22 protein-coding genes and 1 rRNA gene are annotated in these 23580 nt (G+C 68.5%); 11 read left to right on the plus strand and 12 right to left on the minus strand.

Annotated features, from left to right (window positions below; genetic code table 11):
• The first annotated feature begins 3 nt into the window (after positions 1-3).
• From rrf to LDL21_RS16790, 5 genes are all read left to right on the plus strand, one after another.
• Positions 4-120 (plus strand): 5S ribosomal RNA (rrf, locus tag LDL21_RS16775).
• A 148-nt stretch (positions 121-268) separates the two neighbouring features.
• Positions 269-400 carry a hypothetical protein gene (locus tag LDL21_RS29830; RefSeq protein WP_255495570.1) on the plus strand — a complete coding sequence of 44 codons (132 nt, stop codon included), beginning with the start codon at positions 269-271 and terminating at the stop codon, positions 398-400.
• Between the two features lie 150 nt (positions 401-550).
• On the plus strand, positions 551-1198 hold the full coding sequence (locus LDL21_RS16780; RefSeq protein WP_225280860.1) for a YdcF family protein: 648 nt from the start codon (positions 551-553) through the stop codon (positions 1196-1198).
• An 86-nt stretch (positions 1199-1284) separates the two neighbouring features.
• A complete protein-coding gene (locus tag LDL21_RS16785) occupies positions 1285-2094 on the plus strand; it encodes an SAM-dependent methyltransferase (protein WP_181700071.1) in 810 nt (269 codons plus the stop codon).
• A 48-nt stretch (positions 2095-2142) separates the two neighbouring features.
• Positions 2143-3462 carry a sensor domain-containing diguanylate cyclase gene (locus LDL21_RS16790; RefSeq protein ID WP_225280861.1) on the plus strand — a complete coding sequence of 440 codons (1320 nt, stop codon included), beginning with the start codon at positions 2143-2145 and terminating at the stop codon, positions 3460-3462.
• Here LDL21_RS16790 and LDL21_RS16795 read toward each other — a convergent pair.
• The gene (locus LDL21_RS16795; protein WP_181700074.1) at positions 3450-4436 is read right to left on the minus strand and encodes an acyl-ACP desaturase; all 987 of its coding nucleotides are present in this window, start codon (positions 4434-4436) and stop codon (positions 3450-3452) included. The genes LDL21_RS16790 and LDL21_RS16795 overlap by 13 nt on opposite strands.
• 181 nt (positions 4437-4617) lie before the next feature.
• Here LDL21_RS16795 and LDL21_RS16800 point away from each other — a divergent pair, with 181 nt between their 5' ends.
• Positions 4618-5838 carry a KasA/KasB family beta-ketoacyl-ACP synthase gene (locus LDL21_RS16800; RefSeq protein ID WP_181700076.1) on the plus strand — a complete coding sequence of 407 codons (1221 nt, stop codon included), beginning with the start codon at positions 4618-4620 and terminating at the stop codon, positions 5836-5838.
• Entirely contained in the window at positions 5838-7712 is a 1875-nt protein-coding gene (gene fadD32 / locus LDL21_RS16805; protein WP_225280862.1) for a long-chain-fatty-acid--AMP ligase FadD32, read from the plus strand. Before LDL21_RS16800 ends, fadD32 begins: the two co-directional genes overlap by 1 nt.
• Positions 7713-7782: 70 nt before the next feature.
• Here fadD32 and LDL21_RS16810 read toward each other — a convergent pair whose 3' ends face one another.
• The 5 genes from LDL21_RS16810 to LDL21_RS16830 form a co-directional block, all read right to left on the minus strand.
• Positions 7783-9231 carry an LCP family protein gene (locus LDL21_RS16810; protein ID WP_225280863.1) on the minus strand — a complete coding sequence of 483 codons (1449 nt, stop codon included), beginning with the start codon at positions 9229-9231 and terminating at the stop codon, positions 7783-7785.
• A 125-nt stretch (positions 9232-9356) separates the two neighbouring features.
• Positions 9357-10559: a L,D-transpeptidase gene (locus tag LDL21_RS16815; RefSeq protein ID WP_225280864.1), complete on the minus strand. Its 1203-nt coding sequence runs from the start codon at positions 10557-10559 to the stop codon at positions 9357-9359.
• Between the two features lie 26 nt (positions 10560-10585).
• Entirely contained in the window at positions 10586-11131 is a 546-nt protein-coding gene (locus tag LDL21_RS16820) for a YceI family protein (RefSeq protein ID WP_225280865.1), read from the minus strand.
• 91 nt (positions 11132-11222) lie between these two features.
• A complete protein-coding gene (locus tag LDL21_RS16825) occupies positions 11223-11417 on the minus strand; it encodes a hypothetical protein (RefSeq protein WP_181700085.1) in 195 nt (64 codons plus the stop codon).
• Entirely contained in the window at positions 11414-12613 is a 1200-nt protein-coding gene (locus LDL21_RS16830) for an MFS transporter (protein WP_225280866.1), read from the minus strand. The genes LDL21_RS16825 and LDL21_RS16830 overlap by 4 nt, the downstream gene beginning before the upstream one ends.
• A gap of 105 nt (positions 12614-12718) precedes the next feature.
• On the opposite strand from LDL21_RS16830, the gene LDL21_RS16835 reads away from it, so the two are divergent.
• Positions 12719-13549 (plus strand): DUF72 domain-containing protein, encoded by an 831-nt coding sequence (locus LDL21_RS16835; protein ID WP_225280867.1) that lies wholly within the window; start codon positions 12719-12721, stop codon positions 13547-13549.
• A 314-nt stretch (positions 13550-13863) separates the two neighbouring features.
• On the plus strand, positions 13864-14172 hold the full coding sequence (locus LDL21_RS30205) for an Rv3235 family protein (protein WP_067496918.1): 309 nt from the start codon (positions 13864-13866) through the stop codon (positions 14170-14172).
• Positions 14173-14178: 6 nt separating this feature from the next.
• Here LDL21_RS30205 and LDL21_RS16845 read toward each other — a convergent pair whose 3' ends face one another.
• Both LDL21_RS16845 and LDL21_RS16850 read right to left on the minus strand, forming a co-directional pair.
• The gene (locus LDL21_RS16845) at positions 14179-14667 is read right to left on the minus strand and encodes a DUF4254 domain-containing protein (RefSeq protein WP_225280868.1); all 489 of its coding nucleotides are present in this window, start codon (positions 14665-14667) and stop codon (positions 14179-14181) included.
• Positions 14668-14764: 97 nt separating this feature from the next.
• A complete protein-coding gene (locus LDL21_RS16850) occupies positions 14765-15910 on the minus strand; it encodes an acyl-CoA dehydrogenase family protein (protein WP_181700091.1) in 1146 nt (381 codons plus the stop codon).
• A gap of 331 nt (positions 15911-16241) precedes the next feature.
• Here LDL21_RS16850 and LDL21_RS16855 point away from each other — a divergent pair, with 331 nt between their 5' ends.
• A complete protein-coding gene (locus tag LDL21_RS16855; protein ID WP_225280870.1) occupies positions 16242-17528 on the plus strand; it encodes a hypothetical protein in 1287 nt (428 codons plus the stop codon).
• A 192-nt stretch (positions 17529-17720) separates the two neighbouring features.
• The gene (locus tag LDL21_RS16860) at positions 17721-18950 is read left to right on the plus strand and encodes a hypothetical protein (protein ID WP_225280872.1); all 1230 of its coding nucleotides are present in this window, start codon (positions 17721-17723) and stop codon (positions 18948-18950) included.
• Between the two features lie 140 nt (positions 18951-19090).
• On the opposite strand, the gene LDL21_RS16865 is transcribed toward LDL21_RS16860, so the two are convergent.
• The 4 genes from LDL21_RS16865 to LDL21_RS16880 all read right to left on the minus strand — a co-directional run bounded on the left by LDL21_RS16865 (position 19091) and on the right by LDL21_RS16880 (position 23390).
• Complete coding sequence (locus tag LDL21_RS16865) at positions 19091-20680, minus strand: AIM24 family protein (protein WP_225280873.1); 1590 nt, start codon at positions 20678-20680, stop codon at positions 19091-19093.
• Between the two features lie 66 nt (positions 20681-20746).
• Positions 20747-21307, minus strand: a complete 561-nt coding sequence (locus tag LDL21_RS16870) for a GNAT family N-acetyltransferase (protein WP_225280874.1) — start codon at positions 21305-21307, stop codon at positions 20747-20749.
• A complete protein-coding gene (locus tag LDL21_RS16875; RefSeq protein ID WP_225280875.1) occupies positions 21304-22278 on the minus strand; it encodes an ABC transporter substrate-binding protein in 975 nt (324 codons plus the stop codon). The genes LDL21_RS16870 and LDL21_RS16875 overlap by 4 nt, the downstream gene beginning before the upstream one ends.
• A gap of 32 nt (positions 22279-22310) precedes the next feature.
• Complete coding sequence (locus tag LDL21_RS16880) at positions 22311-23390, minus strand: FecCD family ABC transporter permease (protein WP_225280877.1); 1080 nt, start codon at positions 23388-23390, stop codon at positions 22311-22313.
• Positions 23391-23580 lie beyond the last annotated feature (190 nt).

A 23580-nucleotide genomic window follows, 5' to 3' on the forward strand; every position in this document is an offset into this window, starting at 1 on the left:
TGTTACGGCGGTTATAGCGGTGGGGAAACGCCCGGTCCCATTCCGAACCCGGAAGCTAAGGCCACCTGCGCCGATGGTACTGCACTCGACAGGGTGTGGGAGAGTAGGACACCGCCGGACAATCATTCACGAAAAGGCCCTCCAGCCATGCTGGAGGGCCTTTTTGCGTTTTCCTGAGCATGCATGTCATGAGTCTCGGTAACGTCTCGCAGCGAGGACACGATTCACCGGGTGACCGATCTCGAGCCGTTCGAACAAGGGAATGTTCATGGGTTCTACTGACGCTCTTTCTTGGCTGCGCGAGGGCTACTTGGCCGGCGATCCGCTCCGCTCCGCGTTGTTCTCGGCGATCGCCCTGCCGATCCTGATCCTCGGCTCGCTCTCAGGCCAGCCGTTCTGACCTAGGTACCGCAGGTCCTTCGGCCGAGACCGGGGGACCTGTTTCGTCCCACGGAGCGGATTCAGAAGCGAATCGGCAACATTTCAAAAACCTCTGTGCCCGGCGCTCCGGTGCGCGACCATTATGCGACGTCGCTCTGGAGGTTGTCGCATGGACCGGCTCGCTCATCAAGTTCTCCGTCGCGGCGCTGCCGCACTCGTGCTTCCCGCCGCCCTCATCGGGGCGGTTCTCACCGCCGCACCGGTAGCCGCCGAACCCGGACCCGACCCGCTCGCGGGCATCACCGACCGGGTCACCGCCGATATGCTCGGCGCCGCGAATTCCCTTGCGGGAGTAGCGGGAATCGATCTGCCCGAAACCTACGGCCCCGAGACGGCGATCGTCGTTCTCGGCTACGGCCTGCAACCTGACGGCACCATGCGTGCCGAACTGAGCAACCGGCTGCACGCCGCGCTGGTCCAGGCCTATATGTCACCCGCCTCGCCGGTGATCGTCACCGGTGGCAATCCGCGCAACGGTGTCACCGAGGCGCAGGTGATGGCCGACTGGCTGCATGTACGCGGCGTGGCAAAGCACCGGCTGCACGCCGAAACCGAAGCCGGTTCCACCGTGCAGAACGCGAAATTCTCGGCGCAGCTCATGGCGGCACTCGGCGTGCAAAAGGCGGTGCTCATCACCTCGGCCGACCATATGCGCCGGGCGCTGGAGAACTTTCTGGCAGCCGGGGTGCCGGTCGTCGCGACGATGACGCCGGATGTCGCGCCGCTGTGGGCGCAGCCGTACGGCGCCGGCAAGTGAACCGAACCGCGCCGATGTCGGTGCCGGAGTTTACGATCATCGAATGCCGCCGGGGCGCGGCGCGGAAAGACAGGGGTTGATCGGCGATGGACAGGCCTGCCTGGGCACCGGACGGTGTCGATATGCAGCAACCGAGCCCGGCTCGGATGTACGACGCACTACTCGGTGGCTCGCACAATTTCGCGGTCGACCGGATGGCTGCCGAAATGGGAACCAAGCTCGTGCCGGATCTGCCGCGCCTGGCGCTGAGCAACCGTGCGTTCCTGCGGCGGGCCGTCCGGTTCATGCTCGACGCGGGCATCCGCCAGTTCCTCGATATCGGTTCCGGCATCCCCACCGCGGGCAATGTGCACGAGATCGTGCACGAACTCGACCCGCAGGCGCGCGTGCTCTACGTCGACATCGACCCGGTGGCCGTCATGCATTCGCGCACGATCCTGCACGGGAACGAGCGGGCGGGCGCGATCGAGGCCGACCTGCGCAAGACCGACGACCTGCTGGCCGCCGTCCGGGAGACCGGGCTGATCGACTTCGCGGAGCCGGTCGGGCTGCTGCTGATCGCGGTGCTGCATCTGGTGTCCGACGACGACGATCCGGCGGGGAAGGTGAGCGCGCTGCGGGAGGTGGTCGCGCCGGGCAGTCTCGTCGCCATCTCCCATCTGACCTCGGAATTGCGGCCGGAGGACGCGGGTAAACTGAGCGCCAACGCGGCGAACGAGAACCGGGTCGGTATCCATTTCCGGCCCAAGGACGCGATCGTCGCCATGTTCGATGGTTGGGATCTGGAGTCGCCGGGCGTGGTGGAACTGCCGGCGTGGCGACCTGAGTCGGAGCGAGATCAGCACGAGAAGCCCGGGCGTTCGCTCGGTCTCGGTGGGGTCGCGCGCAAGGGCTGAGCCCGTCGTCACGGCGGTGCGAGAGACGACGACAGGGGCGGATGAACGGTGGGGTCATGGGAGCTGGCGCAGCGGTGGGCTGACGCGCTCGACGGTGTTGTCGCTCCCACCCTCACCCGCTCCCAGATCGAGGACATGCTCGCCGCCCTGTGCACGGGTCTCATCGATGCCGCGCGCGGTGGTGAGGACCCCGATGTCGCCCGGCAGGCGGCGCGCATGCTTGTCGCGGTGAACTACCGCGACCCGGCCGCAGTGAGCCGCACGGTTCCGGTGCTGTGCACCGACCTCGTCGAGCACGCCGCCGCCGGCTCCGACGACCCGGCTCTCCCCGAAATCCGTAGCCGCGCAGTTACTTTGGCGGGTGACTTCGCGGCCGGTTTCACCGCCGCGCTGCGGGCGGCGGCACTGGCCGAACAGGAACAGACGCTGGCCGCAGTGCTCTCGGCCGCGCAGGAGGCAGAGGACCGGCGGGCCCTGTCGGAGGCCCGTTTCGAGGCCGTATTCGACGGTGCGCTGGTCGGCATCGGCACCGTCGACATGACCGGCAGCGTGGTGAACTGCAACCTGACCCTGGCCGAAATGCTCGGGCAGACCCCCGAGGCGATGGTCGGGCGCACCGTCGCCGACATCCTCGGCCCGGCGAACCTCAACGATGCCTTCGTCGAACTGCAGCGAATGGTCGCGGGGGAGTCGGAGAGCTTCCGGACCGAGACCGAACACGTTCGCGACGACGGGCGGGTCACCTCGATCGACCTGTCGATGTCGGCGGTTCGTGACGCCGAGGGCGCCATCCGGTTCCTGGTCGGTGTTGCGGTCGACGTCACCGAGCGCAAGCAGCTGGCCGACCGGCTGTGGCACGACGCCAACCACGACGCGCTGACCGGCCTGCCGAACCGGTCGCACCTGTTCAGCCGGCTCGCGGGCGCCGAACCGCCGGTGGGCGTGTGCTATCTGGATCTCGACGGCTTCAAGGAGATCAACGACCTGTGGGGCCACACCATCGGTGACCGGGTGCTGCGGGTGGTCGGCGACCGCCTTCGCGACACCCTCGGCCCGCGCGCGGCGCTGCCCGCGCGGATCGGTGGCGACGAATTCCTCGTGCTCGTCGAAAAGTGTTCGGGTGAACAGGCATTGACCGAGCTGGCCGACGAGCTGATGGCGGCGTTGTCGGCGCCGCTCGAGGTGGACGGGCACATGCTCGCCGTGGGCGTGAGCATCGGCACCGCGTTCTTCGAACAGCCACCGGCCGCCGCCGACGAACTGCTCCAGGCCGCCGACGCCGCGATGTACCGGAACAAACACCATGCGCGAGCGGCGATCCGGCCACAGGTGCACCGGTCGCCGCCCGCGCTCGATCAGACCAGCTGACGTTGCTTCGCGCGCGCGAGTGAGCGATCGCGCTGTTCCTCGAAGCGAACCACGTCGTGGCGCAACCGGTCGAGGAAGGCGGCCAGATCGTCGCGCGCCTTCTCGCCTCGCGGACCGAAATCGGTGCGATCGAAGATGTCCCATTTGCGCAGCACCGGCAGCAGGACTTCCTCGAGGTGCTGGCGCAGATCGTAGATGCCGTGCTTGGCCATCAGCACACCGTTGCGGCGCCATCCGGGCATGCCGGCGCCCGGCATCTGGAAACCGGCCACGATGGTCGCGATCGCCTCCATGGTCTGGTCGGGCGCCAGATCGAGGGCGGCCGCGCACAGGTTGCGGTAGAAGATCATGTGCAGGTTCTCGTCGGCGGCGATGCGGGCGAGCATGCGGTCGGCGATCGGATCGTCGCAGGCACGGCCGGTGTTGCGGTGGCTCACCCGGGTGGCCAGTTCCTGGAAGGTCACATAGGCCACCGAGTACAGGAAGCCGGCGCCGGAAGTGTCGCGCACATCGAAGGCGCCGGCCTTCTCGTCGACCACCGACATGGCCGAGTAGCCGTTGGTCATGTGGATCATCCGCGCGTTCTCGAGCGCGACCGGGTCGACGCCGCGCGTTACGACCAAATAGTCACGCATCACGATGCCGTGCCGGTTCTCCTCGGCGGTCCAGCGACCGACCCAGGTGCCCCAGGCGCCGTCCTGGGAGAAGTTCTCGGCGATCTCCCGGTGATAGGAGGGCAGATTGTCCTCGGTGAGCAGGTTGGTGATCATCGCCGCCTTGGCGACCTCGTTCAGGGCGGATTGCTCGGGCGCCCAATCGATTCCGCCCATCGATGCGAAATTGCGGCCTTGCTCCCACGGCACGTAGTCGTGCGGGTGCCAGTCCTTGGCCATCGATAGATGACGATCGACATTGCGCGCCGCAACATCTTCCAATTCGATCAGCAGTTCCAGCTGGGTGAGGTTCCTGGCCACGCTCGTGCCCTTTCGCTGCAGGGAAAAGCAAGAGTCGGTAATGTTGCCGGTCGTCGCCGAGAATAGACCCGGCACAAGGCACCTGGCGAAACGCGGTGCCATTCTCTACGCTTCACCAGTTCAGCTCCATCAGCGGTTCCCGTTCAGTCGTGGCATAGCTAGAGAGAGTGAGCGAAGAATTATGACGGACATCGTGGTCACGAGCCTTGCGGCGACCACGTCGATCGCGGGCGACGTCGACTCGACCTGGAAAGGTCTGCTCAACGGCGAGAGCGGGATCGACGTCCTGGAGGACTCCTTCATCGACGACTTCGACCTTCCGGTGCGGATCGGTGGTCACCTGAAGGTGTCGCCGGCGGCCTCGCTCACCCGCGAGGAGGCGCGCCGGTTGTCCTATGTCGAGCAGATGGCCGTGGCGCTCGGCCGTGAGGTCTGGCGCAACGCGGGCAGCCCCGAGGTCGACCTGGATCGGCTCGGCGTCTCCATCGGTACCGGGCTTGGCGGCGCCGAATCCCTGCTGTACGCGCGGGACAAGCTGTCCAACGGCGGCTACCGGAAGGTGTCGCCGCAGACCGTCGCGGCCATGATGCCCAACGGCGCCGCCGCGTGTGTCGGCGTCGAATTGGGCGCGCGCGCAGGCGTTTCCACGCCCGTTTCGGCGTGTTCGTCGGGTTCGGAGGCCATCGCCAACGCGTGGCGGATGATCGTGATGGGCGATGCCGACATGGTGGTGACCGGCGGGGTGGAAGGCTGCATCCAGGCGGTGCCGATCGCGGCCTTCACCCAGATGCGTGCCATGAGCACCCGCAATCACGACCCCAAGGGCGCCTCGCGCCCGTTCGACGTCGACCGCGACGGATTCGTCTTCGGTGAGGCCGGGGCGATGATGGTGATCGAGACTGAGGCCCATGCCAAGGCGCGCGGGGCGACGATCCACGCGCGCCTGCTGGGTGCGGGAGTCACCTCCGACGGCTTCCACCTGGTCGCGCCCGACCCCGACGGCACCGGTGCGGCTCGGGCGATGACGCGGGCCATGCAGACCGGCGGCATCAGCCGCACCGACGTCACCCACATCAACGCCCACGCCACCGCCACCCCCATCGGCGACACCGCCGAGGCCAACGCGATCGGCAAGGCCATCGGGTCGCATGCCTCGGTGTACGCGCCGAAGTCGGCACTCGGGCATTCGATCGGCGCGGTGGGTGCGCTGGAATCGGTGATCACCGTGCTCAGCGTGCGCGACAGCATCGTCCCGCCCACGCTGAACCTGGAGAACCAGGACCCCGCGATCGACCTCGACGTGGTCTCGGGTCAGGCGCGGCCGGGCCGCATCGACTACGCGGTGAACAACTCGTTCGGCTTCGGCGGGCACAACGTGGCCCTGGCCTTCGGGCGGTTCTGATGATCGGCGAGACACTCGACGACTACCTCGACGAGCACGGCGCCATCCGCATTCCCGGTAACCAGACGCTCATCGATTTCGTCGACAAGCACAGCGAGGCCAACGGCGACGAGCTGGCCTACCGGTTCATCGACTACTCGCGCGAACGCGACGGCGAATACCAGGAGCTCACCTGGCGTGAGTTCGGGGTGCGGTTGCGGGCGGTGGCGGCGCGTTTGCAGCAGGTCACCGAGCCGGGCGACCGTGTTGCGGTTCTGGCGCCGCAGGGGCTCGACTACGTGGTGGCGCTGTTCGCGGCGGTGTACGCGGGCAATGTCGCGGTGCCGCTGTTCGATCCGGAGGAGCAAGGGCACAGCGATCGGTTGCACGCGGTGCTCGGTGACTGCGAGCCGGCCGCGGTGCTCACCGTCACGGGTTCGGCGGCGGGGGTACGCAACTTCTTCCGCGAACAGCCGAACACGCGCAGGCCGAGAATCATCGCGGTGGAGGCGATCCCGGACGCGGTGGGATCGCGCTGGCGCAGGCCCGACATCTCGATCGACAGCGTGGCCTACCTGCAGTACACCTCCGGCTCCACCCGGGTGCCCGCCGGTGTGGAGATCACCCACCGCTCGGTCGGCACCAACCTGCTCCAGATGATCGACGCCATCGGCATCACCGAGAACGCGCGTGGTGTCACCTGGTTGCCGCTGTTCCACGACATGGGGCTGCTCACCGTGATCCTGCCGACCATCGGCGGCAAGTTCATCACCATCATGTCGCCGAGCGCGTTCGTCCGCAGGCCCTCGCGCTGGATCAAGGAACTCGCAGCCCAGGCCGACGGAGCCGAGATCTACTCGGCCGCACCGAACTTCGCGTTCGAGCACGCGGCGGTGCGCGGGTTGCCCAAAGGCGACGAGACGCTCGACCTGTCGAACGTGATCGGGCTCATCAACGGCAGCGAACCGGTGTCGGTGGCCTCGATGCGCAAGTTCAACGAGGCGTTCGCGCCGTTCGGGCTGTCCAAGACCGCGATCAAACCCTGCTACGGGATGGCCGAGGCGACGCTGTTCGTGTCGGCCACCCGCCGCGAGGACGAGGCGCGGGTGGTCTATGTGGACCGGGGCAAGCTCAATGCCGGACGCATGGTCGAGGTCGACGAGCACGCCGCGCAGGCGGTGGCGCAGGTGTCGTGCGGGTATGTCGCCAGGTCGCAGTGGGCCGTGATCGTCGATCCGGAGACGGGCATCGAGCGGTGCGACGGTGAGGTCGGCGAGATCTGGTTGCACGGCGACAATATGGGCATCGGCTACTGGGGGCGGCCGGAGGAGACCGCGCAGACCTTCCACAACCGGGTGACCCGCAATCCGGTCGGCAGCCGCGCCGAGGGCGCGCCGGAGGACGCGACCTGGATGCGCACCGGCGACTTCGGTGCCTACTACGACGGGGAACTGTTCATCACCGGCCGGGTGAAGGACCTCGTCATCGTCGACGGACGTAATCACTACCCGCAGGACCTCGAGTATTCGGCACAGGAAGCGAGCAACGCGCTGCGGCCGGGCTTCATCGCGGCGTTCTCGGTTCCGGCGGGAGAATTGCCCGCGCCGGTGCGGGTGGCCGATGCCGACGACATCGCCGAACAGTTGGTCCTGGTGGCCGAAAGAGGTTCGGGGGCGGCGAAACTCGATCCGCAGCCGATCATCGAAACGGTGCGTGCGGCGATCTCGCGCAGGCACGGTGTGACGGTGCGTGATGTGCTGCTGGTGCCTGCCGGTTCGATTCCGCGGACCTCGAGCGGCAAGATCGCCCGGCGTGCGTGCCGGGCGGCCTACCTCGACGGGACGCTGCGTGGGGGCTACCGGCAGCAGGACTACCCGGACGCTCCGGTCGACTGAGTTCACCGAAAACGGCTCGGCCGCTGGGAAACCGGTGGCCGGGCCGTTTTGTCGTCGGCTGCGGAGCGGCTCAGTTCACGCAGGGGATCGTGTCGCCGATGTTGGTGGTGAGTGGTTTGCCTGCGTCCGGCAGGGGCTGTCCGGCGACGCTGCTGGTCGTGGTGACGGGGCGGGTGGTGGTGGTCGGGCTCAGTTCGGCCGGGGGAGTGAAGTCGGCGCCGAGGACGACGCGCACGTGGCCGTCCTCCACCCAGGGCGACGCGGAAACCGGTAGGCCACCGAGGATTTCGGCGACAGCGCGCGCGTCGTGGATGGCGCCGGGGCCGTAGGTGACCGCCGAATAGGGCTCGTCGTTGCCGTCACCGCTGCCGACCTCGCCCGTGCCGTAGCCGCGCGCGGTCAGCATCTTCGACACCTGGGCGGCCTGCCCTGTCGTCGAGCCGACATTGTGCACGTCCACCACGGCATCGGGATTCGCCGCCGCCACAGTGGTTGTCGGGGCTTGTTGGCCGAAAGCCGCGCGCACCTCGCGTTTGATGGCGGCCGGGTCGACGATATTGACGTCCTGACCGTCGATCACGTCGTAGCGCAACACCGGCAGGGTGCGGAACTCGACCGGGATGCTGCCCGCCGCACCGAGGTCGCGGACGAACTCGAACAGGTCCCAGCCCTGCGACAGCACGACGTCGCGGTGGGCCGCATCCATCAGCGCCGACAGCTTGCTCAGATCGGTGAGGGTGCCGGAGTCCTTGAGCGACTTGGCAACCGAGGTGAGGAAGGCCTGCTGGCGGTGGGTGCGGTCGAGGTCGCCGTTGGGCAGACCGTGGCGCTGGCGCACGAACGCGAGGGCCTGGGACGCGTCGAGATGCTGACGGCCCGCGGGGAACACCGCGCCGGAGAACTCGCTGTCGTCGACGGCGTTGGTCAGGCACACATCGACGCCGCCCACCGCGTCGGCCAGGTCGTAGAACCCGGCGAGCGAGATCTCGGCGAACCGGTCGATCGGCACTCCGACCAGGTTGCGCACCGTGGTGACGATGGATTCGCGGCCCGCCTCCCGGCTGCGGCGCTCGAGTTCTACGGGGTCGTCGACGCCCTGCTCCATCAGTTTCGCCTGCACCACAGCCTTTTTCAGGCCGTATGCCTCTTTGATCTTGATGCGCGAGTAGCCGGGGATGCCGGTGACCGCCACATAGTTGTCGCGGGGGATGGAGAAGGCGACGATCTTGCTCATATCCGCCGGAATGTGCAGCAGGATCAGCGAATTGGCGTTGTAGCCACCTTCGCTGCCGTCACCGGCGTGCAGCTGGTCGAGGATCGCTTTCGGCAGGTCCTTGCCGTCGAGGTCTTTGCGGGTGTCCAGGCCGATCAGCAGGATGTTGACCGCGCCGTCGAGCGAGCGTGGCGCGTCGTCGCCGAGGGCGTCGGAGTGCAGGAAACCGGCATCGAAACCGTTCTTCGCCGACCAGGCGAGGCCCGTACCCGCCAGCACCGCGAGCGCGGCGGCGGCGACGAACATCCTGGTGACGATCGAGCCGATGCGGCGGAGCCGGGCACGGCCGGTCGACCGGGGGACGGGTGGGGCGCCGATACGCCTGGGTGGCTGCCGGCGCGGCCAGGGCGCCGGTGGTTCATCGATCCGGTTCACCTCAGGGCACTACCCGCCAGCCACTGGTCCCAGGGCACGCTCCAGTCACCGTTCTGCCACACTTCGAGCGGTGCGCCGCCGGTATTGCGGATCTCCACCACATCACCGGGCTGGGAGAACTCGTAGAACCAGCGCGCGTTCTCCCCGCTGAGGTTGAGGCAGCCGTGCGAGACGTTGGTGTTGCCCTGCGCCCAGATGGTGTCGTCGAGTTGATGCAGGTAGATGCCGTCGGTGCTGATCCTGGTCGCCCAGCCGATGGTCTCCTTGTAGCCGAGGCGCGAGTTCACGGGCAGGCCGTAGGTGGAGGAGTCCATGACGACCGGATTGGCCTTGTCCATCACCGTGTAGACACCGGGCTGGGTCCAGAAAGAGATGGTTTTGCCCGCCACTTGTTCGCTGCCGCCGCGACCCATCGAGGTCGGCATGGTGCGCACCAGCGTGCCGTTCTCGTAGACCTGGACCTGTTTGGTCGTGTCGTCGACGATCGACACGTGGGACGGGCCGATGGTGAAGCTGGTCTTGGTGTCCTCCTGGCCGTAGAGCCCCCCGCCGAGGTCCTTGCCGTAGATATCGGCGGCGAGCGTCACGCGGGTACCCGGCTCGTAGTAGTTCTGCGGGCGCCAGTGGGCGTTGCGGTCGTCGAGCCAGTACCAGGAGCCGGTGACGGGCGGGTCGGTGGTGACCGACAGGTGCCGTTCGGCGGTGGCCCGATCCGGCACGTTCTCGTCGAAGTGGGCCACGACAACCGTGCCGACGCCGAAGGTTCCCTGTGGCGACAGGGCCGTGCCGCCCGTGGTGCGGAAATACACCTTGGTCTGGTTGTTGGGGGCGAGCGTGGTGAACGTCGAGGTGGTCGGCTCGGTGCCGCGGTCGGTCGCGGCGGTGATCGTGTAGGTGCGGCCGTAGCCGAGGGGTTCGGTCGGCTTCCAGGCGGTGCGATCGGGGGTGAAGACGCCCTCGACCTCGCTGCCCTGCTCATTGGTCATCGTGACCGAGGTGAGCGTGCCTTCGCTGGTGCTGACCCGGACCGGGGCCAGCGGGTCGATCTCGGTGGCGCCCGACTCGGGCGACACCGAGACGACAGCCTCGGGTGGGGCCTGGGTCGAGGACCCGGAGTCGGTGGTCGAGCCGCCGCAGGCCGCGACCAGCAGCAGCACGAGCACGGCGGCCAGCGCGGCCGAACAACGTTGTCGGATCATCTGCCCCTCCCTCGGTCCGGTTCCGCTCAGCTCTGCAGGCCGACCTCGATGTCGAGGGTCAGGTTGATCTTGTCGCCGATCACCGCGCCACCGTCGGCCATCGGCATGTCGATGGTGAGGCCGAAATCGCGGCGGTTCACCGTGGCGGTCGCGGTGAAACCGGCGACCGGCGCGTCGGCCATGCCGGGGCCGGTGCCGAGGAACTCCACCTCGAGCGTGACCGGATGGGTGGTACCACGGACGGTGAAATCGCCGGTGACACTGAATTCGGTGCTCAGGGCCTTGAATCCGGTGGCTTTGAAGGTGGCCGTCGGATAGTTGGCGGCGTCGAAGAAGTCGGCGGTGGCCAAATGGGCGTCACGCTGGGGATTGTCGGTGGTGAGTGAGGCGACCTGGATCTCGGCTTCGGCGTCGGCGGTGCCGTCGTCGTGGACGACGAGGGTGCCGGAGAAGTCGGTGAACCGGCCGCGCACCTTGCTCACCATGAGGTGACGAACCGAGAATTCGAGGCTGGAATGGGCGGGGTCGATGACCCAGGTTCCCGCGACCAGTCCCTTGGCAGGTGCCGACATGATCTCTCCTCACTTGACGATCCGGCCGTGGGACGGCCGACGGGGTGTGAAGCGATAACGGAACCCAGCCTAGCCCGGCGGGGAGTATCGGTCAGCTATCGCTGCTCGTCCGTTCGCCGAGGAACCGCAGCAGCGCGGGGTCGGTGGAGGTGAACCGGTCGACCTCCTGGCCGCCGGTGCATTCGAACAAGCCGATGGTGACGCTGTCGGCGCGACGGGTGAGCACCCGCCAGATCGCGCCCGAATCCGCCCAGCGGCGCAGGGTTTCGACCGGGTCGGTGCTCATACTCGTTCACGATAGTTGGCCGCGACCAGCGCGAGGCAGCCCGCGGCGATCGCCGCGGTCACCAGATACATGGCGGGATAGCCGAAGCCGAAGCTGCCGTGCAGTGCCGACAGGATCGCGGGCACACCGAATCCGAGGTAGCTCACCGAATAGAACACCGCGTTCAGCCCGGCAAGGTCGCCGGGGCCCGCGATCCGCTCGATCTGCTGCAGGCCGGCGACCAGGCCGATGCCGTATCCGCTGCCGAGGACGACGGCGGTGAGCAGTGTCGCGCCGATGGTGAGGGTCGACGCGGTCCACGCGGCGAGCAGCATGCCGGCGGTGAGCAGCACGAGCGCGAGCACCGCGGCGCGGGCGGTGCCGGGCCGGTCGATGCGGCGCGCGACCGACTGAATGGTGAAACCGCAACCGAGCGTGACCATGGTGACCAGCGCGGAGAACGCGATCGGGGCGTCGCCGACCTGCCCGAGCATGAGCGTGGGCAGCACGGCGTAGGCGGTGGCGTTGGCGGTGAACAACCACAGGGCCACGGGCACCGCCACCCGGAGGAAGCGGCGGTGACCTGCGGCGGGGATCTTCAGATCGTGGAGCAGCCGGGTCGGATGTGTCTGTCGCCGCACGGTTTCCGGTGCTCGCACCAGCCAGGCCGTGGCCAGGACACACAGCGCCACATTGACCAGATACGCGGTGGAATCGGGCAGCGGACCCCACTGTGCGAGCACGCCCGCCACACCCGCGCCGAGGGCGAAACCCGCGGTCAGGCTCATCGCCGAGCGCCGGGCGCCGACGCCTGGCCCGGACAATTCCTTGAGCCAGCTGCCGCCGACGGCCATCGCCAGCCCGAGTGCGACACCGCACAGCATCCGCCCGGCCGCGAGCATCGGCACCGACGACGCCCCCGCCGCCAGCAACAGCGAACCGGCCGCGGCGATGAGCGGGGCGGGCAGCATGAGCGGGCGCCTGCCGAAGCGGTCCGACAGCGGACCGCCGATGAGCAGGGCGGGCACGATGCCGAGCACGTAGTAGAAAAGCAGCAGATCGACGGCCGTGGCGGCCAGTCCGTGCCCCTTGTACATCACCAGCAACGGGGTGAACTCGTTGCCGCCCCAGGCGATCGCCACCACGGCGGCCGAGACCGCCTGCCAGGCGCGGGTCGCCGGGACGGCACGGGGCCGCTCGCTGGTGAGAATCGCCATCACAGGCCCTTTCCGTCGTGCGCGCACCGGGGAAACGCGCACGGGCGAAATGGTGGCAACCGGTCTCATTTTAGGGACGGGCGCTCGCTGTAATACGGTCGGGTAGTGCGTGAGCTGCGGGTGGGGTGTGCGATGTGGACTCATCCGCAGTGGCCCGCGTCGGCCGAGAAGCTGCGTTCCTACGCCGCGCACTGCGGCGCAGTGGAGGGCAATACGACCTTCTACGCGACCCCCTCGGCCTCGACGGTGCAATCCTGGGCGCGTCAGACCGCGCCGGACTTCCGATTCGTCCTCAAACCGCCGAGGGCGATCACCCACGAACGAAGGCTCGTCGACGCGCGCGCCGAACTCGCGGCCTTCCTGGACGTGATGGCGCCACTCGGTTCCCGGGTGCACGCGCTGTGGCTGCAACTGCCCGCGTCGTTCGGTCCGGGTGATCTCGGCGCGCTCGCCCGGTTCCAGCGGGAGCTGCCCTCGGGTCTGCGCTGCGCCGTCGAGGTGCGGCACCCGGCCTTCTTCACCGACGACCGCGCCGCCGTGCAGCTGGAACGGGTGCTCGGTCGGATCGGTGCCGAATGGGTCCCCTTCGACACGACGGTGCTGTTCGACGGGCCGTCGGCCGACCCGGCCGAGGTGGAGGCGCGGGCGAAGAAGCCTCGGGTACCCAGGCGTACCCGAGCGCTCACCGAGTACCCGATCGTGCGCTATCACGGCCGTTCCGACGAGGAGCGCACGGTAGCCGGGTGGGAGCCCTGGGTGGAGACGGTGGCGCAGTGGTTGCGGGAAGGCCGGTCGCCGACGGTCTTCGTGCACACACCCGACAACGCAGCCGCCCGCGACCTGGCCCGCCGGTTCCACGCCGAGGTCGCCACGGTGATTCCCGAGTTGCCACCGCAACCCGCCGGCGGTACCGAGGAACCGATGACACTGTTCTGACCAGCCTGTCCGTGTCGATTCCGCGCACACTTGTCGGAGGGTCGTGGCATGCTGTGCGCCATCACTGGGGAGTGTGTGGGCGGGACTCGAGGGGACAGCCCATGTCTGGGTCGATGGATGGAACGTCGTTGTTGCCCGCGCCGCATTGTGAGCCGCGCTTGGAGCCCGGCGGGCGATCGGAAGCGGTTGTGCCGCACCGGGTTACCCGGGCGCGCACGCGGCGGTCCGGGCACGGGACGCCCGCCGGGATCAGGCGCGCGGTGCGCGGTGCGTGTGTGGCGCAGACGCCGGTCGCCGAAGCGCACACGGACACAATGCGATTCGCCGAGCAGGTGCTGCGGTGGGTGCTCGAAGTTCTCGATCGGCGTCGGTCGGTGACGCATCTGCGACCCTTCGCCGATCCGCTGGTGGTGTCGGCGGTCGCCACCATGCTCGCCCAGGATCTGGTTCCCGGAAAGGGATTGGGCGCCGCCAATCTCACGCGTGTACGTCAGACCTCGGCGGAACCTGGAGCAGCTGAAGTGTTCGCCCTGTATCAGCGGGGCGACCGCACTCTCGCCATCGCCGGACGGATCGAATCAGGCAAGGACACCTGGCGGTTGGTCGCGCTGCGAATGTATTGAAGAAGGCTATTCGGTGCCCGGCCGATGCTGGTCGGCCTGGTCGCGGCCGCTGTAGGGGGCGTCGTCGGAGCCATCGGGCAGGCGGCGCGTGCCGTTGGCCACCTCGGCGACGAGATCGTCGTAGCCGCAGGCCAATTCGTGCAGCCGCTGCTGGGCGGCGCGCAAATCGGCCTCGGCGCCGCAGGCCAGCGCCCGGTAGGTGAGCGCGGCGAAATGGGCCATGCGATCGACAACGGCGCCGATGCTCTCGGTGTGCATCGGCGCCGTGGTCGGTGGTTTCGGCGAGCGGAGCAGCACCCAGCGGTCGATCTCGCAGACCAACCGGGCGCGCTCCCAATCGATATCGCTGGTGTCGCCAGGCACCAGCTGTTCGCGGCGTTCGTGCAGGGCCGCCAGTTCGTGCGCGGCCGCGAGCACGGGATCGGCGGACCCGGCGACCCCGCACACGGCACGCATCATGTCGGCGCGGGCAGGCAGTCCCGGTTCCCTGTCCACGTTTCGCCGCACCATCCTTGTCCTGTTCGTACCGCTTTCCGAAGAACATTCGTCCCGGTTGCGGATACGGATAGGTCGGACGGTTCCGCCCGCGGTCCTACAGGCTGCGCGCGATGATCTCCTTCATGATCTCGTTGGTGCCCGCGTAGATCAGCTGCACGCGGTTGTCCACCCACATGCGCGCGATCGGGTACTCGTTCATGTAGCCGTAGCCACCGAACAGCTGCAGGCAGGTATCGGCGATCTGCATCGCCTTGTCGGTGCACCACCACTTGGCCATCGCGACGGTGGGGATGTCGAGCTCGCCGCGCAGGTGCTTCTCGATGCAGTCGTCGATGAACACGCGCGCGATGCGGGCCTCGGTGGCCACCTCGGCCAGCTTGAACTTGGTGTTCTGGAAACCGAACACCGGGCGGCCGAACGCCTCGCGCTCCTTGGTGTAGCGCAGCGTGTGCTCGAGCGCCACCTCCATGCCCGCGACCGCGCCATGGGCCACGATCAGGCGCTCCTGGGGCAGCTGCTGCATCAGCTGGACGAAGCCCTGGCCCTCCTGGGAGCCGAGCAGGTTGCTCACCGGGACGCGCACGTCCTCGAAGAACAGCTCGGAGGTGTCCTGGCCCTTCTGACCGATCTTGTCGAGCACGCGGCCGCGACGGAAGCCCTCGCGGTCGGCCTCGACCAGCACCAGCGAGACGCCGGAGGCGCCCTGGGTGGGGTCGGTCTTGGCGACCAGGATGATGAGGTCGGCCTGGGCGCCGTTGGTGATGAAGGTCTTGGAGCCGTTGATGACGTACTCGTCGCCGTCGCGGATCGCCTTGGCTTTCACGGCCTGCAGGTCGGAGCCGGTGCCGGGCTCGGTCATGGCGATGGCGCCGACGACCTCACCGGAGGCCATCTTGGGCAGCCACTGCTTCTTCTGCTCCTCGGTGCCGTAGGCGAGCAGGTAGTGGGCGACGATGCCGTTGTGCAGGCTCACGCCCCAGGAAGTGTCGACGGCGCGCGCCTGCTCCTCCATCAGCACCGCCTCGTGGGCGAAGGTGCCGCCACCGCCGCCGTACTCCTCCGGGATCGACAGACAGAGCAGACCTACTTCGCCCGCCTTGTTCCACAGGTCGCGATCCACATGGTGCTGCTCGCGGTACTTGTCGATATTCGGGACGAGTTCCTTGGCCATGAAGGCGCGGGCGAGGTCGCGCAGGGCGTCCAGATCCTCGTTCATCCAGCTGGACCGATTGGCGGCCATCGAGTCTCCTTATTACGGCTCGGCACAGCACCGGCCTCAGGCGTGACCGGTGGTTACGGATACAGTGTGTACCAATATTGGCGGAGTGACAATAGCGGCTTCGGTCGGGGTGGCGAACGGTGTTCGACAACATTTGAGCCGCAGTGAAGTGAAAAGTGGGCTGTTTCGGCCGCAGGTGTGAAATGCGCGTGTCGCTCGCGGCGCGCCGCATTTGGGCAGTGGTGTGGGAGCATCGGTTTCGCGCCGGAGGGTGAATGCATTAAGAATGGCGTGTGCCGTTCACACGTGTGCTCACCTGTCTGCCATCGCGATCCCGGGGCGGTGGTCTGGCATGACCAGCGAATCGCCCCTCGAGGACGACGTCAGCCAGCTCGCCCAGCGCGTCGAACGGGCGCGCGGACGACTCGCCTACCAGTTCGACCCGGCGCTCACCGACGCCCTGTCCGAGGACGAACTGCGCGCCGAACGTGAACTCGCCGAACGCATCCGCGAACAGGATCGCGAGCAGCGCTGGAAACACACCCAGGCGATGGCGCAGGCCTCGGACCGTGCAAGGCAGACCACCGAAGCTATCGAGAAGGCCGACATGCGAGATCTGCTGCTCGCCAGGAAGGCGATGGCCGCCCAGCGGCGCGAATCGAGCCCGCACGCCAAACTCGCCTCGCTGTATCGGCACCGGTCCTGGTCACTGAAAGCCCTTGCGGGCGTGGTCGCCGCCGGCATGCTGTGGTCGGCGGTGAACGTGCAGCAGAACATCGCGCCCGGCGGGCCGACCGACCCGCTGTTCTGGTTCAGTTACCTGCTCGAGGCCATGATCAGCGTGTGTCTGATCATCATCATGGTCGGCACCAACAAGGTGGCCGAGTGGGGAGTCATCGACAACCGGCGTCAGGTTGCGCTGGCCGAAATGGCGCTGCTCTCGCTCACCGTCACGCTCAACACCTATCCCTATGTGCGTGACGGCCGCTGGTACGACGCCGCCGTGCACGCCGTCGCGCCCGTGATGATCGGCGTCGCGCTGCTCATCCACGACGCGGTGAGTGCCAGGTACGGCCTGGCGATCACCCGGGCGACCAGCCAGGTCAGGGACCTGCCCGACCCCGCCGAGAGCATCCTCAACCGGCAGGCCGTCGACGGCGTGCGCCTCACCTACACCCCGCCGATGACCGGAAGCACCCGCATCGAGTCGGCACCGCCCGCGCCGTCGGTGACCGCCCCGATCACCCGCGAACCCGCCTGGACCCCGTCCGAGCCGGTCTCCAACGGCAGGCCGGCCGAGAAGCGCAAGCGTTTCGGCATCGGCAAGCCGTCCTCGGGCGACAAGGCAACGGCCAAGAAGACCGTCGTCGCCGCCGCCGAGCCGGTGAAGGAAACACCCAAGCCGGTCGAGCAGGTGAAGACCACCGACTCGGTCCCCGCCGCCCGCAAGAGCACGATCTCCGACATCGAGGCCCGAGTCGAAAAGGCCTTCGCCGAAGCCAACTTCGGCTACGAGGCCATCGAGCCGACCAGCATCTACGACACCGGCCAGTTCCGCATCGCCGAGAGCCTGGAGCAGGAACTCAACGAAATGCGCGAGGCTCGGCGGCAGGCCCGCAAGGAGCGCGCGGGGTCGTAGACGGGGCCTCGTCGCCTCGCACTCGCGGTCCGACATGCCGGGCGCCGCTCGGACGCGGAGCCACACCGAACGCTGAAACGGAAGCTACCGTCGTAGCCTCCACGACCGGCGATGCCGACGGCACCGAACCGTTTCACCATGGCGGGCGATTCGTCGGCGGCGTGGGCGCTGTTTCGGACGGCAGGGGTGTGAATGAACATGCGTGTGGTGGTCGCTGCGGCGGTCGGCTTGATCGGCGGGTATGTCAGCGGATGTGCGATCGCGTGTGCCGACCGTGCGTTCGCTGTTGTCGCGTCCGGATCGGGCTGGTTGTTTCCGCCGGAGCCGGTGTACGAGGCGACCGGGGCTGCCGTCGTCGCGGTGCTGACCATCGCTCTGATCAGTCGGTTCGCGCCGCGTCGGATCGTTGTCTCGGTCGCCGGGTCGGTCGGGATCGTGTTGCTTGTGGCAGGCGCCGGTACGGCTGTGGAACAGCGCGTGGTGGTCGCGGTCGGTGCCGGGCTGGTTATCGGGGCAGCCGTGCTTCCGGTGGGCGCGCGGGTGTGGTTCGTGGCCGGCTCGCTGATCGCGGCGCTGTACGGCGAGCGACTCGAGGTCGATACCGGGATGCCGGAGCGGTACGCGGACTACCTGGAAGCACCGTCGACTTCCGGGCCTGCAGTGAGTTGGGCTGTACTCGTCGCACTGGTGGCAGCGCTGGTCGTCTACGGGTTTCGCGGGCAGGCGGTGGATGGCGAGGCCACCGGCCGGGAAGTGCTGACGGGCATCGCTGTCCCGCTCAGCCTGGCGGTGTCGGTCGCGGTGACCGCCCAGGCCGGTGGAGATCCTGCTGTCGCGGTAGCGACGGTCGCCGTGATCGCCCTTGTCGCGCTGAGCTTTCGGTTGCCGCGGCAGGACGGAACGGCCGTGCTGACGGTGCTGGCGGTGGCGGCGATGCTCGCCGTGGACTCGTCGGCGGTCTCCGGGCCGGATCGGCTCGGTGCGTCGGCGCAGATCGGGCTGGTGGTGGTCGGTGTGCTGATCGGCGTAGCTCGTCGGCGGCCGCTGATAGGAATTCTCGGGTGCGGGGTGGTCACCGTCAGTGGGCTGCTCCCGGCCGTCGTCGACTCCACGACCCTCACAGACCTCACCTTCCGCTTCCTGCTGCCCGCCGTGGCCGGATTCGCGATCGGCACGTGTTTTCCCGCCGCACCGACTACCGCCGTCACAGCATTCGCCGTGCTGTTCGTCGCGACGTTGCTCGGAGACACCCGGTTCACCGGAGGCAGCGAGTCCGGGTGGACCGCGTACGTTCCCGACACGTACTCCCCGGCGCTGGACAGCAAGACGCCCGTCCTGATCGCGACGGGCGTCATCGTCGGCTGTGCGCTGCTGGTGTGGCGGCGTCACGCTCCCGATGAGCAGGGCACGCCGCACCGCTGACCGGGTCTTTCAGTGGCTGCAGGATGCGCGAGCAGCGCCGCAGCACTCGACCGTATGGGCGCCGGGGTGCTCCGTCGCTGACGTTTCGGGCATTGGCGGTCGATTGCGTGGCCGACGGCCCGACCCGGTGTAAACGCCGTTCAGCCGAAGAGGCTGCCGCCGGTGCCTGCTTGCTGGCCGCCGCCGGTGCCGCCGAGGAGGCCGCCGGGAGGGAGTTCGGAGGGCTGGACGATGACGAAGCCGCGGCCGGAGAAGGACAGGGTGCTCGCTTCGCCGGTGCTGCGGCCGATGAGGCGGCCCAGGCCGAAGGAGTCGTTGCGTTTGATGCCGGTCTGCAGGCTGGAGGACCAGGCCACGGCGGCGTTGGGGTCGGCGTAGGTGGCCTGGTCGACGGTGAGGACGACCGGGGTGCCGTGGGTGGTGATGGCGATGCGGCCGCGGCCGGTGAAGACGCAGTTGAAAAGACCCGCGTTGGAGGCGATTCCGGCCGCGCCCTGTACCCGGCCGATGTCGTAACGCAGGGTGGAGTCGAAGGCGAGCACGTTGGCGCCGTTGATGGTGAGACCGTCGGAGCCGTCGAGGTCGATGATGTGCACGTCGGCGGCGCTGTTGGCCAGGAACAGGTCGCCGCGCCCGCTCACCTTCATCAACGGCACACCCTCGCCGGTGAGATGCTGCCGGATCGCGCGGCCGATGCCGCCGGAGCCGAGCGCTTCGAACTTCAGGTCACCCTGGTAGGCCACCATCGAGCCGGACCGCGCCATCACCTCCCCGTTCAACCCGACCTTGACCATCTTGCCGCCCTGCTTCTGGATACCGAGGCCGTTGACCTCGGCATGCGAGGGGTCGAACAGGTCGCTGTGCACGGGCGGGGCTCCTTGCTGAGAGGCGTACGAAGATTGCGCACCAGGGTGAGCGGGTGGTGGGGAACCCGGTTGACCAGGCGGGGGGAACTGCCCGGGCGGCGGGTAGGCCGCCGGTCCGGGGGTTGGTGCATGTCCGGGCGCAGGGGTGTAGGCGCCTTGTCCGGGGGCCGGGGCCTGCCCAGGTGGTGGGTACGCGCCAGGTGGTCCGGGAGGTGCGAACTGCCCGGGAACGCCGTGACCAGGAAGGGGGTGACCCCCGCCCACCGGGGGCTGCCCGGGAGGCATCGGGGCGCCGGGATGCTGCGGCGCGCCCTGTGGCGGGTGCGCGGGAAGTGTCGTATTCCCTTGGGGCGCGGCGGGTTCCGGTTCGTCGTCGAGGTTCACCCCGTAGGCCGACGCGATGCCCGCGAGTCCGTCGTCGTATCCCTGGCCGATGGCGCGCACCTTCCACGCCCCGCCGCGTCGGTAGATCTCCACGCACACCACACCACTCTCGGTGGTGAGCCCGGAGACGGGGAACGTCAGGGCGGTCGGCCCGGACTGGATGGTGGCGGTGAGGTTGCCGACGGCGGCGAAGGTGGCGGGTCCGCGTCCGTCGAGGCTTGCCGTGACCACCACCTTGTCCACGTCGGCGGGCAGCGCGGAGGTCTTCACCTGCACGATGTCGGGCCCACCGTTGCCGTGCCGGTACACCACACCAGGCCCGGTCGGCTGGTTGAAGAAGACGAAGTCGGCGTCGGAGCGCACCTTGCCCGCGGTGTCGAGCAACAGGGCCGACACGTCGACCGGGGCCGAACAGGCCACGGTGACGGTCAGCTCATCGCCCGGCGCGGGCCGGTTCTCTCCCGGTGCGAGCACGGTCACGACACGGCACCCGATCGCGGGCGGTTTCGCTGCTGTTCCACGAGTTCGATAGTGCCGTGTGAGCCGTCACCGCGCCAGTTCCCGATCCGGCCGGTCGAGGGGGATCTCGAGGTGCACGGTCTGGAATCCGTCGTGCGGACCGCGCGCGTCGTGCACGATGTGGCCGAAGGTGAGCCAGAACTCCAGGGCGCCCGGTGTCCGCGCGTCGGTGTGCAGGTACAGCCGGTCGAATTCCGGTGTGTCCTGGACAGTTTCGACGGCGGCGGTGACGAGCCGGGTGGCCAGCCCACGCCGGTGGTGCTCGGGCCGGACGTAGACCCGGAACAGCTGGGCGGTGGTGCCGTCGGGATAGCGGCGTGCCAGCTCGGCCGGATGGGGTGGGTGCGCAGGCCCCTGCGCGCGGATCGCGGTGGTACCGACGACGACTCCCTCGTGCTCGGCCACCCACAGGCGATTGCGCGGGTGACGCAGGTACGTGGCGTCGAGGTCGATCACGTCGTGGTGGTGTTCGGGCAGGTAGCCGATGCCGAACACGTGGTAGAAGGTGTCGAGCATGACGCTGCGTGCGCCGGTCAGGTCGCCGGGACCAGCGGGGCGGACGAGATAGTCGGTGGTGGTCGAGGTCATCGCAGGCCCGCCAGTTCGCGGTCGAGCACTTCCAAACCCTCGACGGCGACCGGTCCCGGACCGGTGTAGCCGAAGGGTACGACGATGATCCGGTTCTCGCGGATGGCGCGCAATCCCGCCAGCTCGGGGCGCTGGCGAAGGGTGGTTCGCACCGATTCGGGGGTCTGGTCGCCCTGGGTGAGCAGGATGATCACCTCGGGATCCTGGGCGATGAGCGTTTCGGTGTTGGCTTCGAAATTGCGTTTGGCGATGTCGCCGTAGATGTTGGACAGGCCGAGGATGCGCATCTGTTCGTGGACGGTGCTCTGGGAACCGTAGGCCTTGAGCTGGGCCCCGTCGCGCGAAAGGATCAGTGCCGCGGCGCGTCGAGGAGCAGTTGTGCCGCTGTGCTTTTCGGTGACCGCTCGCACCCGCTGCCGCAGCGTGGCGACTTCGGCGTCGGCGGCACCCGCGGTGCCGAAGAGCTTGCCGTAGAGCGAGATGTCGGCGAAGACGTCCTCGAAGGTGCCCGCCGCGTCGCGGCAGTAGCCACGGGTGACGATCAGCGGGATGTTCACCTGGGCCAGGTCGTCGGGGGTCACCGACAGTCCCTCGACGCTCACCACCAGGTCGGGGGAGCGGGCGATGATCTCCTCACGAGCGAGTTCCGCTGTCGGGGCGGTGATTTCGATGTCTTTGAGGGCATCGCCGTACTGGCCCGGGAAGGCGGCGGCTTCGAAGGTGCGGGTGACGATCCGGTCGGCGGCACCGGCGGCGGCGATCGTGGGCGCGGCGATGGAGCCGACGGTGACGACCCGCTGCGGTGGCGCGGTGAACGTGACATCACGCCCACAACTCGAAACAGTGAGGGGGAAGCCGTCTTCCGCCGTGGTGGTGGCCGGTGCGGGCGCACCGCAGCCGGTGACCACGGCGGTGAGCAGCGCGAGGGCGGGGATCGCACGGTGACGTGTGGAGGAGACACCTGTGAACACGGTGATCGGTATTCCTTTCGATGGAGCAGAAATCAGGAGGCGCGGGAGCGCCGGATCAGCAGCAGGAGCAGTGGAGCGCCGACGGCGGCCGTGACGATGCCGATGGGCAGTTCGCGTGGCGCGAAAACGGTGCGCGCACCCACATCGGCGAGCACCAGGAACAGCGCGCCGAGCAGGGCGCTCACCACCAGCAGGTGCCGGTGGGTTCCGCCGACACACAGCCGCGCCACATGCGGAACGATGAGCCCGACGAAGCCGATCGCCCCCGCGACGGCCACCACCGCGCCGACGGCCAGTGCCACGATCAGCAACGCCCACAACCGGATTCGATTCGGGGCGAAGCCGAGCGTGCGCGCGGTGTCGTCACCCGCGGCGAGCGCGTCCAGGCGTGGCGCCATCAGCAGCACCGCGAGCAGGGCGCCCGCGACGACGGCGACGGTGGTCGCCACCGAGGACCACGCCGCCGGGGCGAGCGAGCCGAGCAGCCAGAACAGCACCGTCCGCGCGCCTTCGGGGCGGTCGGAGGCGAAGATCAGAAAGCTCGTGGCGGCCGAGAAGATGTAGCCGATGGTCACCCCGCCGAGCAGCAGTCGCAGCGAGGTGAGCTGCCCGTTGATCCGGGAGATGGCGAACAGCAGCACCGTGGCGATCAGTGCCCCGATGAACGCACTCGCCGCGAGTGCGGCGGAGGTGGCCGCCGCGCTCACGCCGAACAGCAGGTAGACGGCGGCACCGGTCGAGGCGCCCGAGGTGACGCCGAGGATGTGTGGATCGGCGAGCACATTGCGCACGATGGTCTGCAGAACGGCGCCGGTGATGGCCAGTGCGGCGCCGACGAGCGCGCCGAGTAGTACGCGCGGCACCCGGACCAGCCAGACGATCGAGTCCTGCGCGGTGGTCCAATCGGGAGTCACCGGTCGGCCGAACGTGTGGTGGCCGATGATCCGGGCAACGGTGCCCGGTGGAACCGCCACCGGCCCCAACCCGGCCGCCACCAACACGGTGACGGCGAGTGCGATGAGCAGTCCGCCGATCAGCAGCACTGCGCGCGTGCGGTGCCGTGCGTGATCGAGGTCGTCGACGATCTGCTCGACTTCCAGTGTCGCGGTCATCGCGTCGCCGCCTCTCGGGTGTCGGTCGTCGACGATGACCCGACGGGGCCGTCATCGGTGAGTTCTGCTGAGCCGCCGGGAGCGTGGTCGGCCGGCGCGGGGTGGATCTCGGCGGGAGGACGGGCTGTGTCGCCTGCGGTGGCCTCTGTCGAGTCACCGGACGTGGGGGCCGCCGGCGACGGATCTACCC

The organism is Nocardia rosealba (genome assembly GCF_020216065.1).
Lineage (GTDB): Bacteria > Actinomycetota > Actinomycetes > Mycobacteriales > Mycobacteriaceae > Nocardia > Nocardia rosealba.

What these genes read in the sequence shown, in the direction of transcription:
- fadD32 (WP_225280862.1), top strand. Translation starts at nt 5,838, where the DNA reads ATGATCGGCGAGACACTCGACGACTACCTCGACGAGCACGGCGCCATC.
- LDL21_RS16820 (WP_225280865.1), bottom strand. Translation starts at nt 11,131, where the DNA reads ATGTCGGCACCTGCCAAGGGACTGGTCGCGGGAACCTGGGTCATCGAC.
- LDL21_RS29830 (WP_255495570.1), top strand. Translation starts at nt 269, where the DNA reads ATGGGTTCTACTGACGCTCTTTCTTGGCTGCGCGAGGGCTACTTGGCC.
- LDL21_RS16880 (WP_225280877.1), bottom strand. Translation starts at nt 23,390, where the DNA reads ATGACCGCGACACTGGAAGTCGAGCAGATCGTCGACGACCTCGATCAC.
- LDL21_RS16810 (WP_225280863.1), bottom strand. Translation starts at nt 9,231, where the DNA reads ATGTTCGTCGCCGCCGCCGCGCTCGCGGTGCTGGCGGGTACGGGCCTC.
- LDL21_RS16815 (WP_225280864.1), bottom strand. Translation starts at nt 10,559, where the DNA reads ATGATCCGACAACGTTGTTCGGCCGCGCTGGCCGCCGTGCTCGTGCTG.
- LDL21_RS16830 (WP_225280866.1), bottom strand. Translation starts at nt 12,613, where the DNA reads ATGGCGATTCTCACCAGCGAGCGGCCCCGTGCCGTCCCGGCGACCCGC.
- LDL21_RS16785 (WP_181700071.1), top strand. Translation starts at nt 1,285, where the DNA reads ATGGACAGGCCTGCCTGGGCACCGGACGGTGTCGATATGCAGCAACCG.
- LDL21_RS16855 (WP_225280870.1), top strand. Translation starts at nt 16,242, where the DNA reads ATGACCAGCGAATCGCCCCTCGAGGACGACGTCAGCCAGCTCGCCCAG.
- LDL21_RS16870 (WP_225280874.1), bottom strand. Translation starts at nt 21,307, where the DNA reads ATGACCTCGACCACCACCGACTATCTCGTCCGCCCCGCTGGTCCCGGC.
- LDL21_RS16825 (WP_181700085.1), bottom strand. Translation starts at nt 11,417, where the DNA reads ATGAGCACCGACCCGGTCGAAACCCTGCGCCGCTGGGCGGATTCGGGC.
- LDL21_RS30205 (WP_067496918.1), top strand. Translation starts at nt 13,864, where the DNA reads ATGCGATTCGCCGAGCAGGTGCTGCGGTGGGTGCTCGAAGTTCTCGAT.
- LDL21_RS16850 (WP_181700091.1), bottom strand. Translation starts at nt 15,910, where the DNA reads ATGGCCGCCAATCGGTCCAGCTGGATGAACGAGGATCTGGACGCCCTG.
- LDL21_RS16800 (WP_181700076.1), top strand. Translation starts at nt 4,618, where the DNA reads ATGACGGACATCGTGGTCACGAGCCTTGCGGCGACCACGTCGATCGCG.
- LDL21_RS16860 (WP_225280872.1), top strand. Translation starts at nt 17,721, where the DNA reads ATGAACATGCGTGTGGTGGTCGCTGCGGCGGTCGGCTTGATCGGCGGG.
- LDL21_RS16780 (WP_225280860.1), top strand. Translation starts at nt 551, where the DNA reads ATGGACCGGCTCGCTCATCAAGTTCTCCGTCGCGGCGCTGCCGCACTC.